Genomic DNA, 17410 nt, shown 5'->3' on the forward strand with positions numbered 1-17410 from the left:
GAACAACCAGCAAAAAAAAATGGGAAGACGTCTAGCCTTCCCTCTTCTGCAATTTGAGCGATAATGTACAGGATTACACAAACTTACTCATTTTTTTCATCATTTATTTATCTGGTGGGAAATAATGAGTTATATTGAGATGGGCAGATAACCAATTATATAATTCAAAGAAGTAGTGATGACCGGAATAGATGCTTTGGAGAGAACATTTAGCTCCAGCCCCATACCGACTATAATTTTACAGGTCAAGACTTCTGTCTTTCATATCATGGTAGCCAATGCAGCATACCGATCTGTGAAGAATATTGGGACTACAGAAAAAATCGTAGGCGAAGACTTCCTTAAAACATACAAACATGTTCCGGAGATAGATGATTATGCCAGGGCCTTGCATTCTGTTTTGAACACCAAAAGCAGCTGTATGATCCGCAGCTCAGCCGGAGATATAAGCACTTACCCCATTTTGAACGAGCATGAGGAGGTAGCTTTCCTTGTTCAACAACTGAGCGTGCCACCCGAACCGATGTCGTCTCGCCTTGGAAACTTCCTGTCCTCCAGACCGGATCTCGACCTGTTTGACTTCAGCCCTGTACCCATGTGGGTGTATGATATCTACACGCTTCGCATCCTTGCTGCAAATAAGGCCGCACTGGCAGATTATGGATATACGTTGAGCGAATTTCTGAACGCTACTGTGCGAATTCTGTGGCCTGCTGATGACTTGCCACGCATGGAGGAGATGGTGGCAGCAAAAGTTGAAAAGTTCAGTCCGAACGAAGCTACCGTGAGGCACGCGAAAAGATCAGGAGAAATTATCTCTGTTAATATACACAGCAGACGGCTTCCCTCCTGGGGGAAGCATGCAAGGATCGTAACGGCAATCGACGTCTCCGAAAAACTTAAAAATGAGCAGGCGATAAAAATGCACCGCGACCGGCTGGAGTCTTTGTTGAAGACGACAAACGGAATCGTATGGGAGGCGGACTCGGCTAACCATCACTTTCGATATGTAAGCGAATACGCAGAAAAAGTTCTTGGCTATGCCCCTTCTCAGTGGCTGGCTGAGCCTGGCTTCCTGGAAAACCACATCTATCCAGAAGACCTCAATATGGTTCTTCAAGCCCGTGATCCGAACCTTGAGATCGGAAAAACCTATTCAGCTGAATACCGGATGCTTAACGCTGAGAATAATATCGTTTGGATAAGGGATACCTATACACCGATCATTCAGGACGAGAAGGTTTGGCTTCGTGGGCTAATGGTCGACGTAAGCATCGCTAAGCGAGCAATGGCTATAGATCAGCTGGACAAGGAGATATTGACGAACAGCTCAAAAGAGGAGAACTCCATTCAGGAGGTACTCAACAATTACCTCAGAGGATTGGAAAATCAATTCCAGGGGTTGTTCTTTGCCATGATGTCAATAGGCACTGGGAAGCTATCAGATCTTGCATCTCCTTCCATACCCCGAACAATTATAACATCAGCGGAGGATTTGCCTTATCCATCAGAACTTGAAAGCGGGAATGCATCTGACGCAGAATCAGCATGGAGCCATTTCCGAGAGACCGCGTCAAAAAACGGATATAAATCCGTTGTACATTATCCGGTACATGATAAGGATGCCGAGGTCGTTGCTGTCTTCTTTGTTTATCACAACCGTGAGGCTGCGCTTCTATCGGAAGAAGCAAATACCCTGGAACGGGTTATTACCTTGCTACAATTAGTCCTGGAAAGGAACGGGTATTCCAAAACATTGAAGGAATCAACCATAATGATGCTTCAAAGTCAGGAACTGGCACGTTTCGGAAACTGGTCCTGGGATAGGGTTTCCGATGTGGTCAAATGGTCTGACACGCTTTATTCCATCTATGGATTATCATCAGAATACGTCGCTCCCTCCTTCGAGTCTTATTTGAATTTAGTTCATCCTGAAGACAAGGAGAACAGCTTCAATATTATTCAGGATCTGCTGATAAATGGCAAAGACAGAACCTTTGAAGAGCGCATAGTCCGTCCGGACGGAGAAGTGAGACAGCTAAAAACATGGGCAAAAGTTATCTACGGGGAATCAGGTGTTGCCGAAAAGATGTTTGGGGCATCTTTGGACATTACCGAAAGTAAAAAGGTCGAGGATGAACTCCAGGCAAGTAAGTCTGAACTTCAAAGAATGCTGGATCGGTATCTTTATGTCGATAAAGCCACAAACGACGCCATTTTCGACTGGGACATTCAGGATGATTACATTGAGTGGGGAGAGAGCTTCACCAGATTATTTGGGTACAGTCAGCTTCCATTAATTTACACACTAAATAAGTGGTTTGAACTGGTACATCCGGAAGACCTGATAGTAATGCAATCTGCTCTTCAGAAATCTCTCGCCAATAGAAATCAGCATCACTGGTGGGCAGAATACCGGATTAGAAAGGAAACCGGGGAATATATCTTTGTGGAAGAGAACGCCTACATACTTAGAGATCAGAGTGGCAACGCCCTTAAAATGATTGGCGTAGTTCGCAATATCACGGAACGTAAGGAAGCGGAAAGAAATTTGCAGTTATCTAACGAAAAGTATAGTAATCTTTTCCATCTGAGCCCCCTACCTCTGTTTGTGTATGATCTGGAATCACTGCAAATCCTGGACGTTAACCAAGCCGCAATAGAAAACTACGGTTATTCTTTCGAAGAGTTTCTTTCGTTCACATTAAGGGATATTAGGCCGCCTCAGGACATAGCGATCCTGGATGAGATAATTAAGAAACATGTAAAGGCAGGTCATGTGAACAGCAGCTTTACCCGTCATGTAAAGAAATCGGGCAAAATTATTTTGGTCAGCACGAAAGGTAATTCCATAGCTTATAAGGGACGTAATGCCCGCATTGTGGTTGCTATTGACAACTCTGAAAGAATAAAGGCTGAAGAGTCACTTAGACAAAGCGAACGACGGTTTAAGACGATGATCCAGGAAGGCTCAGACCTCATTGTCATATTAGATCAAACAGGAAAAATTTCCTACATCAGCCCTAACATATTTAGACTTTTCAATCTGAACCCCAGGGATATGATGCTGACCAGTCCCTTTGACTACATACATAAGCATGATCACGCGGCTATAAAAAGCCATTTGTTAAACATCCGAAAAGATGAAACGCTGAAGGTATCTCCGTTTAGAGTAAGATTGAAAGGCGGAGAAATCCGCTGGCTGGAGACTATTATCACCAATAAATCTCACGATCCGGCGATTGCAGGCATAATTGCTAATTCCAGGGATGTTACGGCCCGCATGAAGGTTATGTTGAAAAACAAGGAACTGCTTGAGCGTTATAACGCCGTAGCAAAGGCAACGAGTGACACGATATGGGATTCAAACATCGTGACAGGGAAGATCATTTGGAACTACTCTTTGGCGAAGATTTTTGGATATGATATTACACAAACTTCAGTTGGGTGGTGGAGAGAGCACGTACATCCCGAAGACGTGGACCGGGTTAACAGGCTGATCGAGTCCAGGCTAGCCTCAGGTGAAACCAGATGGATGAGCGAGTACCGCTTCAGATGTGCAGACGGCACGTATAAGACTGTGCTTGACCGGGGATTTATCATTTTTTCGGATGAAGGTAAACCCTTAAGAATGATTGGCTGTATGCAGGATGTTACTCAGCGGGTTGCTTATGTGCATGCTATTGAAAACCACAACAGACAGTTACGTGAAATTGCATGGATGCAATCGCATCTGGTAAGAGCGCCCCTTGCAAGGATATTAGGCATCACGGACATTTTAGCTGAAGGCGGAAACAGCGAGGACCAGATAGATGAGTTGTTATCGTATCTGTCAGTTTCGGCAGCAGAACTTGACGACATTATCAAGGGAATCATCGGCAAAAGCCAGAACCTGCAATGACCTGTTCCTGGAAATGATTATCTGATATTGACATGAAAGATAACCAGACAGCTATTTGGCGTGGGATGGCACTTTGACTTCTTCACCAATAATTACGTCATTGAAAACAATATTCTCAGCATGACTCAGGCTGACACCGGTAGCTGCAGAGTCTATCTTGACGTTAGAGAAGTGGATGTCTCTCACCTTCTTCGACGGATATCCCTGAATGACGACACCTGCATTGGTCGCCCGCCGGCATCTGACATTATCGACGAACACATTGCTTATATCCGTTTCAAATCCTTTTCCTTCACCATGGTAGTATGAGGTAATGAAAAAGCAGTCCTCTACTTCACCGAAAGTTACGTTATTTACGTAAATGTCGCGAATAAAACCCCCGCGATCGGGATTGGATTTTAAATATATGCCGCGCTTGCAATAGCCTCCGAAGCTGCAATTCTCCACGAATACATTCTGCACCCCCGCAGACATCTCGCTCCCAATTACCACCCCGTGCAGGCCTTTGAACCTGCAATTGCGGATGACGATGTTCTCTGAAGTGATGGCAGTCCTTCTCCCTTCGTGATCTCGTCCTGCTTTTATTGCTACGTTGTCATCAGCGTTGTTAAAGTCGATGTCTTCGATCAAAACATTTTTGGAGTACTCCGGATCAAATCCATCATTATTTCTATTGAAAGCATCAAACTTAACTTTCCGCGCCGTGACGTTCTCTGATTTCAGAATATGCACACACCAGAAGGGCGAGTTTTTGATGGTAACTCCCTCAATAAGTACGTTTTTACATTCGAAAAACTGGATGAGCTGGGGACGCAAAAAATGACCTTCGCCGAAAATACGGTCCTTTAACGGGGTATTTTCTTTGTTCATTTTGCGGCTAAGCAGCTGGCTTTCTTTTTGGTTTTCGGCCCATTTACTGAAATTATCACGTCCGTTACCATCAATCACCCCGTCCCCTGTTATTGCAATATTCTCAAGCTGGTATCCATAGATAAGTGGACTGTAGTTATATAGAAAAGTACCTTCCCAGCTCGTCAGAACTGCCGGCAGATAATCAGCAGGGTTTGCTCCGAACACAAGTTTGGCACCCTTTTGTAGATCTATGCACAGGTTACTCGTTAAATGAATGGGACCATTGAGAATATATATTCCTGCGGGAACTACGATCTTGCCGCCATTTTGCTCCTTGCAGGCCTGAATTGCTTTGTCAAACGCCGGTTTGTTATCATGGAGAGAATCACCAACTGCGCCGAAGTCTGTGATTAAAAGAATATTGTCTGAAATCTTTGGTGGAACGATGTTTTTAAGAACATTCTCAAGTTTCTCCTCCCGGGAAAGTGCCTTTTCCGGAGATCGGCTGCAGGAGGAGCAGTAAAATAAAACAACTAAAAGGAACAAACATCTTTTCATATCTCTGACAATATTGAGAACTAAGGTAAGACGTTTGTTCCTCAAAAACGCAACATTGGGGCAGAATTATTCGAATCTCACCCAGTCAACATCAGCATCACCTGCTCCTTTCATCGTCACAAAAAGATGTTGAGTACCTGTCTTTGGCAGTGTCAATTTTGCTTGCATTGTTTTCCAGGCGGTGTTTTTCGGAATGGTAATCTCAGAGATCACCGGGCCAGAACGTGAGCCTGTTCGTAATTGCAATGTTGCTCCACGGCTTGAGGCGATCATAAGGTTTATCTTCTTAGGTGCACTGGTTCCGAAGTCAACCGTGTTATACTGTAACCAAGCACCGGGCGAAGTAAATTGTGCTTTCCAACCTTTGAACCTGTCTGTGCTATCCAGAAAATCAACAGTAACTCCTTTATCACTGATCATGCTGTACCTGTCTAATTGTATCTTCTGCAAAGCGTTACTCACACCAACCCCGCGTAAGGTAGGCAGGACTTTTCTAATTTTGCCATCAGGTTCAAAGAACAGGCTATCAATTCTGACAGAACGGTTTTTATCAAAGTGCGGCGACAAATCATTATGATGATAGAATAAATACCATTGATCCTTGAAGTTCAGAAGGGAATGATGATTGGTCCAGCACCCGTCGGGTGATTCGTCCATTATAACGCCTGTGAACTTAAAGGGGCCGAGGGGACTGCTGCCAATAGCATATTCGAGTCTCTCTGTCTTATTCTCCACGTGCGGATAAGTCATGTAATAAATGCCGTTCCGTTCAAACACAAATGGTCCCTCCTTCAAGCCCTTTGTAGGAAGCTCCTGAAGTATTACCGGTTCGGAAGCCAGTTCGAGCATATTTTCTTTAAGCTTTGCTCCGTAAATATGTCCCCCAGACCAATATAAATACGCCTGACCATCTTTATCAATCAATACATTGGGATCTATACCGTTTACCCCTTTAATCGGGCCTGCCTCCGGAACAAACGGTCCGGAAGGTTTATCTGATATGGCGACTCCTATTCTAAATCCCCTTCCGCCAGTGGTATCAGATGGAACACTTGGAAAGTAGAAGTAGTATTTGCCATTCCTGTATATACAGTCGGGAGCCCACATACTATAGCTTTCAGGCTTCACCCAAGGTACCTTGTTTTGATGCACGATCATCCCGTGATCCGTCCAGTCAGTTAAGTTATCTGAAGAGAAAACATGATAGTCTTCCATCAAAAACCAGTTAGGCCTGCCTTTGCCGGGAGAGGGTGGGATGTCGTGAGATGGATATACGTATACTCTATTTTCAAATACACGCGCAGTTGGGTCTGCGGAAAACTGATCGGTGATGATTGGGTTTTGGGCAAAGAGGCTGGTTGCAACCAGACTTAGAGCCATTGCGAGGGTATCTCGGAAATGTATTTTGCACATATCTATGGTGATGTATATAAGCTGAAAAGATTGTGTGTCTTTTTGATAAAATAGCGTACGGTTATTTCGTTTTTTTATCACTTAAGAGGGAAAGCATCTTTGTCCCGTAACGCTTTCCTAGTTCTCTGTAACCTTCTGCTGAAAAATGCAGATTGTCGGGACCATCTTCACATCCACTGGAAGATATTACATGGGAATTAGGAATGACTGTTGGCAAAGTAGCAATGATATTATTCATGCTGGCACAAACCCCACCTTGATCAGCGTGCACCACCTCACCCGCCAACAGGGGAACAGCATTCGGTTTAAGATTCAAATCGTTCATCAGATTATCATAAACCACTTTCACCTTCTCAGGCCATTTGCTATCATTTGTATTTGATTCGCCCTGATGAAGCAACACGCCCTTGATAACCCCCTTCTGCTGGGCCAGTTTGGCTAGCTCCAGAAGGCGACCGTAGGGATTTCCGTCGTATTCCTTAACAATGTTTGAAAGCCATGCGGGAGCATCAGAAAGGTAGGCTTGATAACCGTCACGGTCAAATAATTCAATTTTACATCCGCCTACAGACACATTGATTACTCCTACTTTTACTTTTTTGGGAAGATTTTCAATCAATGTACGACCGAAATAGTCTACAGGGGTTAAACCGGTTTTGCAACGTGTCAATGGGGGTACAGCTTTATACCAGCTCCCCTTCGTTCTGCCCAGCGTGGGGCAGTCTACCGCACCCATCACTTGAAAGCGATCACTAACAACCGTGTCTCTTGGTTCAAATTTGGCGCTGCCTTCCATATTGGATTGACCAAAGCACAGGAATACGTAAAAATCGGGATCTTGAGAGAAGGCTTGGGAGCTTGTAAATGCAAGACACAGGACAACACACAGCCTTTTGAGAATTCCTTTGTTGTTCATACTATTTTTAGATTAGTTTTCTTGATTGGTTTAGCAATTTTCTAGAGCAATTTATAAATCCTGAGCCTGGAAGGTGTACGTTTTGCCCGCTCGTGTGGCTACGTCATACAGAAGTGATTCGCTGGTTTCTATTAACTCAACTTTCGCTTTGCTGGAAATAACAGGCTTTGGAGTGGTTTCCACTTTATAGAAAGGATTGGTATTTTCGCCTGTCGCCCGGACCATAGAAGTTCCTGAAGTCTTAAGGGCGTTTGGCACCCGGAGCCGAAGATTACCGCCCAGAAGGGATTTCACCACCAGCTTCGTTAATTGAGCGTTTTTCCATTCCATTTGGACTATTTCAAAACCTCCGACAGCCTTGATGCCGCTGATCGAACCAGAAGCACGCCATACGTCGGGAACAGCCGGGAGAAGATGAACAGAACCATCCGCACTTTGCATCAGCATTTCAGTCATGCCTGACACGCATCCAAAGTTACCATCGATTTGGAAAGGCGGATGCGCATCAAAAAGATTATCGTATGTACCGCCGCCCCCTCTGTTCACTCCTACAGGTGTTAGCTGGTTTTGAATCAGTTTGTATGCGTGATTTCCATCCTGTAATCTGGCCCACCAATTTACTTTCCATCCCATGCTCCAGCCTGTAGACAGGTCGCCCCGATGAAGGAGCGTAGTCTTGGCGGCAGAAAATAAATCAGGTGTGCGATAAGCTGAAATCTGATTAGAAGGAAATAGCCCGTACAAATGCGATACATGCCTGTGATTATCTCTGGGATCATCGATATCATCTAACCATTCCTGAATCTGGGCGTGCTGACCAATATGCATAGGTGCAAGACGATCTCGGGTCCGCACCAGTGTATCAATAAATGCTTTGTCTTTTTTCAACAGCTCGGCGGCACGAATGGTAGAACTGAATACATCGAAAATGATCTGATTAGTCATCGTTACTCCGGCATCCAGTGATGAACCCTGGTGTGCCGCAGGCGCGTTCTCAGGAGATTCGTCGGGATTGGCAACCAGATAGCCGAGTTTGGGGTGTTCAATCAGGTAATCAATATAAAACAAGGCGGCCCCTTTTAGTATGGGATATGCACTCTTTAAAAATGCGACGTCTCCGGTATATAAATAATGTTCCCAAAGATGCTGACTTGTCCAGCCGCCTCCATTTGTCCATGCACCCCAGAATGCTCCGTCTACGGCCCCTGTAGTGCGCCAGATATCCGTATTATGATGCGCAACCCATCCGCGCGCTCCATACATATCTTTTGCTGTTTTCTGGCCGGTAGCAGCAAGCTCTTTGACCATCCTTAAAAATGGCTCGTGCAGTTCAGACAGGTTCGTTTTTTCGGCCGGCCAGTAGTTCATCTGCGCGTTTATGTTGATGGTGTACTTGCTGTCCCATGCCGGACGCAAGCTTCCGTTCCAGATACCTTGGAGGTTAGCAGGCTGTCCACCTGGTTGCGAAGATGAAATCAGAAGATACCGGCCAAACTGATAGTATAAAGCAGCAAATTCGGGATCAACAACTGAACTAAAGTTTTTTAACCGCTCATTGGTCGGAAGCGATGCCTCGGAAACATTAGTGGCTCCCAGATTAATTTTTACACGGTTAAAATACTTTTGATAAGAAGAAATGTGCCCTTTGAGGATTTTGGAAAAGTCCATTCTCAGGGCAGAAGTCAAATGTGAAGTTGCCCGGTTATTTTCATTTCCACTGATATCCTGGAAATTATTGAAATTGGTAGCGACAGAGATATAAATTGTTACCGCATTCGAACTCTTGACTGTAATCGAAGTGTCGGATGAAGATATCTCGCCGCCTTCAGGACTAAAATGCGTAATTCCCTTATATTTCACCATGCCCTTCACCCCTTCGTGATCGATTGTTGTGCCTGAAAAAGTTAGTTGCCGGGAATGCGGCGTCTGAATTTTGACATTCGGTTGAGGTGAGGTAAAGGATGCTGTAAATGAAATACTTCCAGGGCGGCTGGCTGTCAACCGAACCGCTATTACGCGTTCAGCAAAAGAGGCTATTACCTCTCTTGTATAGGTGACATCTGCCACCGTATACGATGTTTTGGCCACTGCCCTTTCAAGATCGAGCTCTCTGTAATAATTGGTGTAATTATCGTGTCCAGGGAAAGACAGATGAAGTTCGCCGGCGGGTCCGAAGATCTGTCCATGAGACTGTTTACTAATGATGACCTTGTTCGCCAGATTCTCTGCCTGCTTTTGTTTTCCTTCAAAGATGAGCCTGCGGATTGTCTCCAGAGAGTCCAATGCCAGTGGATTATCGTTGCGATTCGGACTGCCACTCCAAAGGGTATGCTCATTTAGCTGTATTCTTTCCGTTTGAACGTTCCCATAAACCATTGCACCCAATTTGCCATTACCAAGGGGCAGAGCACTCTCCCATACTTTACCTGCAGGCTTATTATACCAGAGTTTCATTGCAGATCCCGGTGCGGACGCAGGTTGGCTGGCGCTTGTTCCCAAGCTTAAGAAAAAAAAGGAGAATCCAAGGTAGATGAATAACTGGCTTTTGGCCTTTCTGAAAATGTACATATTGATTCGAATGATGCTTTAAATACCTCAAAGTGCTTATTTAAACAGCACCTGAGAAAAGTTATAGAGATTATTACGCCATACCGGCCATGTATGCCCTCCGGGATATTCTGTATAGGTGTACTTTAGGTTTAGCTCGTCAAATTTTGACATCATCTCTTTGCAGTTATTATAAGCTATGTCTTCTTTTCCGCCCATCGAAATCCAGAGAGCCTTCAAGTTACTATTTATACTTGAATGGTTATCCCGGATAAAATCATACTGTGGACTGGAAAGTTCGTTACGGCCGGAGAACCAGCCAGAACTGAAGACGCCGAGATAAGGAAACAGTTCGGAGTTCTTAATACCCGTGTAAAGAGTTTGAAGCCCGCCCATAGATAGACCGGCCAGAGCTCTATTTCCGGGCCGCGTATCTACCCTGTGGTTGCTCTCAATAAATGGAATCAGCCCTTTCAATTCGCCTTCAAAAGCACGCAGAGACTGCTCGCCAAACGCGCCTTGACCAACGTTTCCGTCCATCATGACAACAAGCATTGGCTTGGCCTTATTAGCTGCGATAAGGTTATCCATGATTAAGTCCGTCTTGCCTTGCGTTGACCAACCTCTTTCGTCTTCACCTCCTCCGTGTAACAGATATAAAACGGGATACTTGTCGCTTGTGTTTTGATCATAACCAGGAGGGGTATAAATGAAAGCGCGTCGCCAGGAACTGGAAATTCTGGAAAAATATCGCTTCATTCTAACCTCGCCATGAGGTACGTTCTTTTCCGCGTAATAATCTCCCCCATCGAAAGGGATTTCTATCCCGCTTGCCATCCGTCCCATCCCATAGAACGTTTCGCTGTTCGGATCAGCAAGAGCAACGCCATCCACTAACAGAGAGTAATAATGAAATCCTTCTCCCATGGAGTCAGTAGTAACCTCCCAGAATCCGTCATCACTTTTTATCATGTCGTATTTTCTGCCGAGATCAATCTGCACCTTTTGTGCTTCCGGAGCTTTTATTTTAAATAAAACACGGCTGTCTGGCAATACCTGAGGGTATTTGGCAGATCTGATATTGGTCGAAGCGGGAAAACCCAGCTCTGTATATTTCGAGAATGAGGTTTTGTCTACTGGTTTGAAAAGGAGCTGCGAGAACATATACAGATCGTTTTTCCACACCTTAAAATCATGATTACCTGGTTCGATGTAGAATATATGAGGAACTTTTTCCTTCCTCAAATAGTCATGGGTACGCTTACTGAACGAAATAAGGTTATCGTTATCGCCACAGGATATCCAGAGCAAATTGAGACGTTTCCTTGCTTCCTCCGGATTGGGAACCAGTAATTCGGGAGTCTTGGTATTGGGTGCAGAAGAGAACCCACCAACCCATGCGAATTTATCGAGGTTTCCAAGTCCGAAGTTCAGAGACTGCCCCCCACCCATGGAAAGTCCTGCTATCGCCCGGTTTTCCCTATTCTTAATTACAGGGTATTTGCTTTCAATAAACGGTATCAGATCGTTCAGCAAGTCTTTCTCAAACGTAGCGAAAGCCTGAACCTTTTCAGCATCCATAATATTGCCAACGGCACGGTCGTTTTTCATTGCTCTTCCGTTGGGAAGTACGACAATCATTGGCTGAAGCTTTTTCTGTGCATACAGATTATCCAGGATCAGATGAGGCTGGCCGTTATTGAACCACTCTTTTTCATCACCTCCTATGCCATGAAGAAGGTATAACACCGGATATTTTTTACTTTTTGAGAAACCTGGAGGAGTATATACCAAAGCTTTGCGTACCGAACCAACGGTTTTTGATGAGTAGGAAACAGTATCAATTTTACCGTGCGGAATCTCCGGACGCAAAGAATCAAAGCCTTCCGGTGCTCGCTTTGCATCAGTTTGGGAGAATACTGTGGGTGACCCAAATAACAGCAAGAGAGAGAGAAATATATACTTCATACAAATAACGGTTTACAATTTTAGAGGTTAGTCGGCGTCCTTCTGAGAGGCCGTAATATCAAAACTAAAGTATCGGTAGCTTCACAAGGTATAAGAATCATTAAAAAAATAGCAGATTTGTCCAAAAAGGCCTTTTCTATAAGTTTATCCCCCATTCGTGATCGCTAGACATTTATCCTATTCTTTTGGACATAAGGATCATATAAAGGTTCTTCAGTTGGGATAATTTAGATCTGTACTCACTAACCGGTGCAACATACGTCTAACCAACAATATAAACTAACCAATTTAGACATGAAACCTAAACAACTTGCTCGCAAGAAAAGGTACTTGTTTTTAGCGGCCAACATCACGTCCCCGATTGCCACCATTTTTAGCGGCACCGTGGCTATCCGTGATGGTTGACACTAAAGACAAGGAGTCCTCAGAGCTCAATGAAGCAAACTAACTAATCGAAATTAATTCTCAAATCAAAACTATGCTAAAACTTAAACCAAGCTCAGGAGCTTTTATAGCATTCTTTATAGTAGCAATATCTATGCTATATCCCCGTCAAACAATGGCGCAGGGAAATCAAACTACCGTTACCGGAACCGTGAGCGACACGTCAGGTGTTCTTCCCGGCGTGAGCGTGAAGGTTAAGGGCACTTCGATCGGTACGATGACCGACGCCCAGGGAAGATACCGAATTTCATCTCCCTCAACTGCTACCCTTGAATTCACGAGCATCGGTTTTACCGGTCAGGAAATCGCGGTTCGGGGCCGGACTGTCATTAATGTTCAACTTAAAGCAGATCAGAGAGCATTAGACGAAGTCGTAGTAATCGGTTATGGAACCCAGAAAAAGGTCGACCTTACATCTTCCATTGCTACAGTAGAAACGAAAGACCTGCTGAAGGTACCTGGTGGCTTTCAGGCTGCCTTGCAAAGTACCGTACCGGGAGTACAGGTGAACGCCGGAACGATACGTATTCGAGGTGTCGGCTCGATTAACAATACTGACCCATTATACGTTGTCGACGGAATGATCGGAGGTGCGGTTCCAGACGATAATAATATCGCCAGCATCCAGATCTTGAAAGATGCAGCATCCAGTGCTATCTACGGATCTCGCGGAGCAAACGGTGTAATTCTTATCACCACGAAACGTGGTACCTCAGGGCCTGTTAAAATCGACTACTTTGGTTATGGTGGCACAAAAACCATCGCAAATAATGTAGAAACACTTAATGGTCAGCAGCTGGCAGAGCTTATTAACGAAGAAATGTACAATCAAAATCCGTCAAGGACGGATTATCTTCCTGCTTTGTCTAATCCCGCCAATATCGGCGAGGGATATAACATGGTTGATGCCTTACTTCGTACCGGTTCCTATCAAAAGCACAATTTATCTCTTAGCGGCGGTAGCGAAAATGCTAACTTCCGCATCAACGGAATCTATTCAACAGACAAGCCAATCCTGATTCGGGACAACTCAAAATCCTACGGTACTCAGTTTATCTCAGATTTCACCAAGGGTAAGTTAAAAGTTGGAGAAACCGTTTTGTTGAGTTTTAACAAGCGGACATGGAGCGACAAAAACCTCATTGACGCTCAAAGATGGTCGTCCACATTACCGCTCTATGACCCTAACAGTTCAACTGGTTTCGCCGGCGCAGGAAACGGAACAGACGTAGCGAGTGCCCTGGCCAATGCTTATCTTAACGAAAACAACAGTGAAAGCTTTTTCGCTAACGGTAATATCTGGGCATCTTATGAAATTATACCCGGCCTTAAATATAAGTTCAATTTAGGATTAGACTTAAACAGATACAGAGATGACCGCTATATCTCTGCTTACTCAGTTGGTCAGTATCAAAACCATGACCCGGATGAGCTTAACATTTCAAGCAACCAAAATAACAGATGGCTGTTTGAGCATACCTTATCTTACGATAAGATGGTAGGAAAGCACAGCTTTAGTGCTCTGGCCGGTATCACTTCTGAGGAATCGCGATTCAAGTCGGTCAACGCAGGTGCGAGAGCACTTCCTAGCCCTGACCTAATGATCCTAGGTTTAAGTACCATGTCTTCGTCAAGAATAGTGGGATCAGGAATTGGGCAATTTGCCATGTATTCCATGCTCGGACGCCTTAACTACAGCTACGACAGTAAATATCTGATGACCCTGAACTTTCGTCGTGACGGATCGGCAAATTTCAGCAAAACGCACCGATACGGTAACTTCCCTTCTGTTTCTGCTGGTTGGCGCGTAAGTCAGGAAAACTTCATGAAAAATGTGACCTTCATCAATGACTTGAAGCTGAGAGGTAGTTACGGACTACTTGGGAATTCAGATATCGCCCAGTACCAATATCAGAGAACAGTGAGCTTTGACCACGTATGGTACTATCTAAACGGTGTTATGGTTACAGGGGCACTACCCCTTACACCTTCCAATCCGAATGTGAAGTGGGAAAGTCAATATTCAACCGACCTGGGAGTAGACCTTTCTATGTTTGGCAACAAATTATCACTTACCGTAGACTATTATGATAAGAAAACGGAAGATATGTTGGTGAACGTTCCTATTTCTTACGTGGCTGGATATATCGACAACTTTCCGGTTCTGAACTCAGGAAGCCTGCGTAACCGGGGTTGGGATATGCTTGCTACTTATAGAAACTCCATTCGCAACTTCAGCTATTCTGCTTCAGCGAACTTGTCGTTGGTAGATAACGAAGTGTTGAGTCTCGGAAATGACAACGAAATCTTGTTTGGTAATGTGAATCCTGGCGGTGAAAACGTAACCAGAACTGCAGTAGGCCAATCTATTGGAGAATTCTGGGGATATGTAAGCAACGGTCTTTATACTACCCAGGAGCAACTACAACAAGACAGAGCCTTTGCTCCTAGAGCCGGCTTGGGAGACGTTAGATTTAATGACCTAAACGGTGATAATGTTTTGAACGATCGTGATAAAGCATTTATCGGCAGTCCAATCCCTGATTTCAGCTACGGCTTCAATTTCGACGCAAGTTATGCCGCACGGTTTGGAACTTTGGATTTCTCCATGATATGGCAGGGAGTTCAAGGTAACGAGATTTACAACAATAGTAAATATTGGGGTGAAGGTATGTACCACTATTACAACAACTTTGCAACAACACTTGATCGTTACAGAGCCGAAGAGGTTGTTTTCACTAACCCGGTATCCGGCGCAAGAACAGTTTATCCAAAGAACGTCAACACCAATGTTCCAAGAGCAATACTTGGCGATCCGAACCAGAATCTTCGTGCTTCAAGTCGCTTTATTGAAGACGGTTCTTACCTGAGACTGAAGTCGCTTAATTTGGGCTATTCCCTTCCGGAAGACGTTACAAGAAGAATGAAAATTGATCGCCTGCGCGTTTACGTAGGAGCAAAGAATCTTCTAACATTTACGAAATACTCCGGATATGATCCTGAAGTTGGCTCAGATGATGCAAGATATAACCTGAGCAGGGGTATTGATGCCCAAAGACCTTGGGGACGTACCTTCCCGAATTCTAAAGAATTTTTCTTAGGAGCACAGTTCACATTCTAATTGACTAAAGATGAAAAACGTAACAAAACTTGCATACATAACATCGCTTGCCCTGGCCCTTTCCTCAGGCTGTAAGCCTGAGCTAGAGCTCGTAAATCCGCAGGAACTTTCAACGGACACTTACTATAAAACCGCTGAACAGCTGGAAGCGTCAGTTATTCCGGCCTATCAAGCCATAGTGGGGAGAGTTCAGGGCGGCTATGGCCGATCTTTATATTACGAACTCCTTGCTCCCGGCGATGATTTTGATCATACATTTAAATGGGAGCCGATGTATCAGGACACCTATAATACGCCCGCCAGTGATGGAATGGCATCAGGAACATGGAAAGATCTATGGAACGGCGTCTCTGCGTCGAATCTTGCAATTGACAGAATCACAAACTTTGAAGGTACTATTGATGAAGAACGCAAGAACCGACTTTTAGGCGAAGCTCACTTCCTCAGAGCTTTTCATTACATGCATCTTGCCGCCATGTTCGGCGAGACAGTGCCACTGATTGATAAGCCCGTTGCATCGGATGAAGACTATTATCCAACTAATTCAACCAAGGGCCAGGTTTATGCACTTATCATCAGCGACTTTACCAAAGCAGCGGAACTATTACCCCTGAGAAGTGCATTGTATGCTAATACGGCGCAGATTGGAAGAGCGACAAAAGGAGCTGCACAAGCTTATCTCGCCCGGGCGTATATGTACCGTCCTATTCTGGAAAGCGGTCAGCGTGCCGACTTTGCTGCAGCCGAGGCACAACTTAAAAAGGTTATCGAAAGCAACGAATACAGATTGGTTGATCAGTTCAGAGATAATTTTCTGGAAACAAAAGAAAACAACGCCGAGTCTGTGTTCGAAGTTCAGATGTTCAACGGTCCTGGATGGTTGGGAGATGATATTTCCAGCTCATGGCGCTGGCAGGAAATCGGAATGTTTGACGGTACCGGAGGTGCTTGGTGGAACCTCGCACCAAATAAGAAGACCAACGATGAATTTGAACCTGGAGATCCGAGAAAGTTCATGACTCTTTGGTGTGAAAATGGAGCTTACTTTACCCAGTTGGATGGCAAAGTGACAAGCTATCAGGATTGGATTAAAAATCTGGCTACTAACAAAGACTTATTTGGTACAAGGAAATACTGTCCGGATGTGCAGGTGCCAGACATTGACAATGGAAACAACGACCGCTTGCTGAGATATTCAGACGTATATCTGATGTATGCTGAATGTCTTAATGAGAGAGGCGACGTTGCTGGAGCAAAAACGTATATCGATCTGGTAAGAAACCGGGCTAATAACGTCGTTCCGACAGAACAGCCTCATCTATGGTATCAGCGTTCACGAGGTACGATTCCTAACGTGGACGGTCTGCTTGCCAAAGACACCACTATCAATGGGGTGAGGTTAAATAATATTAAAAATATTATTGCCCATGAGCGTTACGTTGAGTTTACGGGTGAATATCTTCGTTATTTCGATTTGCTTCGCTGGGGATTTGCAGATCCTCAATGGTTGGAGCCATTGAAGAAGTTAGGCTGGACCGAACGTTCCACCTACTATCCATTCCCTCAAGCCGAACTGGATAACAACAAGAATCTCACAGGCAATGCCATGAACAATTAGATTTTCGGAAAATCAAAAAGGGAAGGCGAGTGCGTTAACGCACTCGCCTTCCCTTTTTGTAGCTATCGGCAA

General features: G+C 44.6%; 8 protein-coding genes. 3 read left to right on the top strand and 5 right to left on the bottom strand.

What is annotated here, in order from left to right:
• Positions 1–178 precede the first annotated feature (178 nt).
• The gene (locus B0I27_RS08165) at positions 179–3901 is read left to right on the top strand and encodes a PAS domain-containing protein (protein WP_106292746.1); all 3723 of its coding nucleotides are present in this window, start codon (positions 179–181) and stop codon (positions 3899–3901) included.
• 51 nt (positions 3902–3952) lie between these two features.
• On the opposite strand, the gene B0I27_RS08170 is transcribed toward B0I27_RS08165, so the two are convergent.
• From B0I27_RS08170 to B0I27_RS08190, 5 genes are all read right to left on the bottom strand, one after another.
• Positions 3953–5311 (bottom strand): glycoside hydrolase family 28 protein, encoded by a 1359-nt coding sequence (locus B0I27_RS08170; protein ID WP_106292747.1) that lies wholly within the window; start codon positions 5309–5311, stop codon positions 3953–3955.
• 66 nt (positions 5312–5377) lie between these two features.
• Positions 5378–6724 carry a family 43 glycosylhydrolase gene (locus tag B0I27_RS08175; protein WP_181276720.1) on the bottom strand — a complete coding sequence of 449 codons (1347 nt, stop codon included), beginning with the start codon at positions 6722–6724 and terminating at the stop codon, positions 5378–5380.
• Between the two features lie 61 nt (positions 6725–6785).
• Entirely contained in the window at positions 6786–7640 is an 855-nt protein-coding gene (locus B0I27_RS08180) for a sialate O-acetylesterase (RefSeq protein ID WP_106292749.1), read from the bottom strand.
• A 51-nt stretch (positions 7641–7691) separates the two neighbouring features.
• Positions 7692–10208, bottom strand: coding sequence for a glycoside hydrolase family 95 protein (locus B0I27_RS08185; RefSeq protein WP_106292750.1), 2517 nt, complete (start codon positions 10206–10208; stop codon positions 7692–7694).
• Between the two features lie 36 nt (positions 10209–10244).
• Positions 10245–12155, bottom strand: coding sequence for an alpha/beta hydrolase-fold protein (locus tag B0I27_RS08190; RefSeq protein ID WP_106292751.1), 1911 nt, complete (start codon positions 12153–12155; stop codon positions 10245–10247).
• Between the two features lie 478 nt (positions 12156–12633).
• Between B0I27_RS08190 and B0I27_RS08195 the strand changes: the two genes are divergently transcribed.
• Together B0I27_RS08195 and B0I27_RS08200 are read left to right on the top strand one after the other, a co-directional pair.
• Positions 12634–15720 (top strand): SusC/RagA family TonB-linked outer membrane protein, encoded by a 3087-nt coding sequence (locus B0I27_RS08195; protein ID WP_106292752.1) that lies wholly within the window; start codon positions 12634–12636, stop codon positions 15718–15720.
• 10 nt (positions 15721–15730) lie between these two features.
• Positions 15731–17338 (top strand): RagB/SusD family nutrient uptake outer membrane protein, encoded by a 1608-nt coding sequence (locus B0I27_RS08200; protein ID WP_106292753.1) that lies wholly within the window; start codon positions 15731–15733, stop codon positions 17336–17338.
• The last annotated feature ends 72 nt before the right edge of the window (positions 17339–17410 follow it).

Source organism: Arcticibacter pallidicorallinus (genome assembly GCF_003002875.1).
GTDB classification, from domain to species: domain Bacteria; phylum Bacteroidota; class Bacteroidia; order Sphingobacteriales; family Sphingobacteriaceae; genus Arcticibacter; species Arcticibacter pallidicorallinus.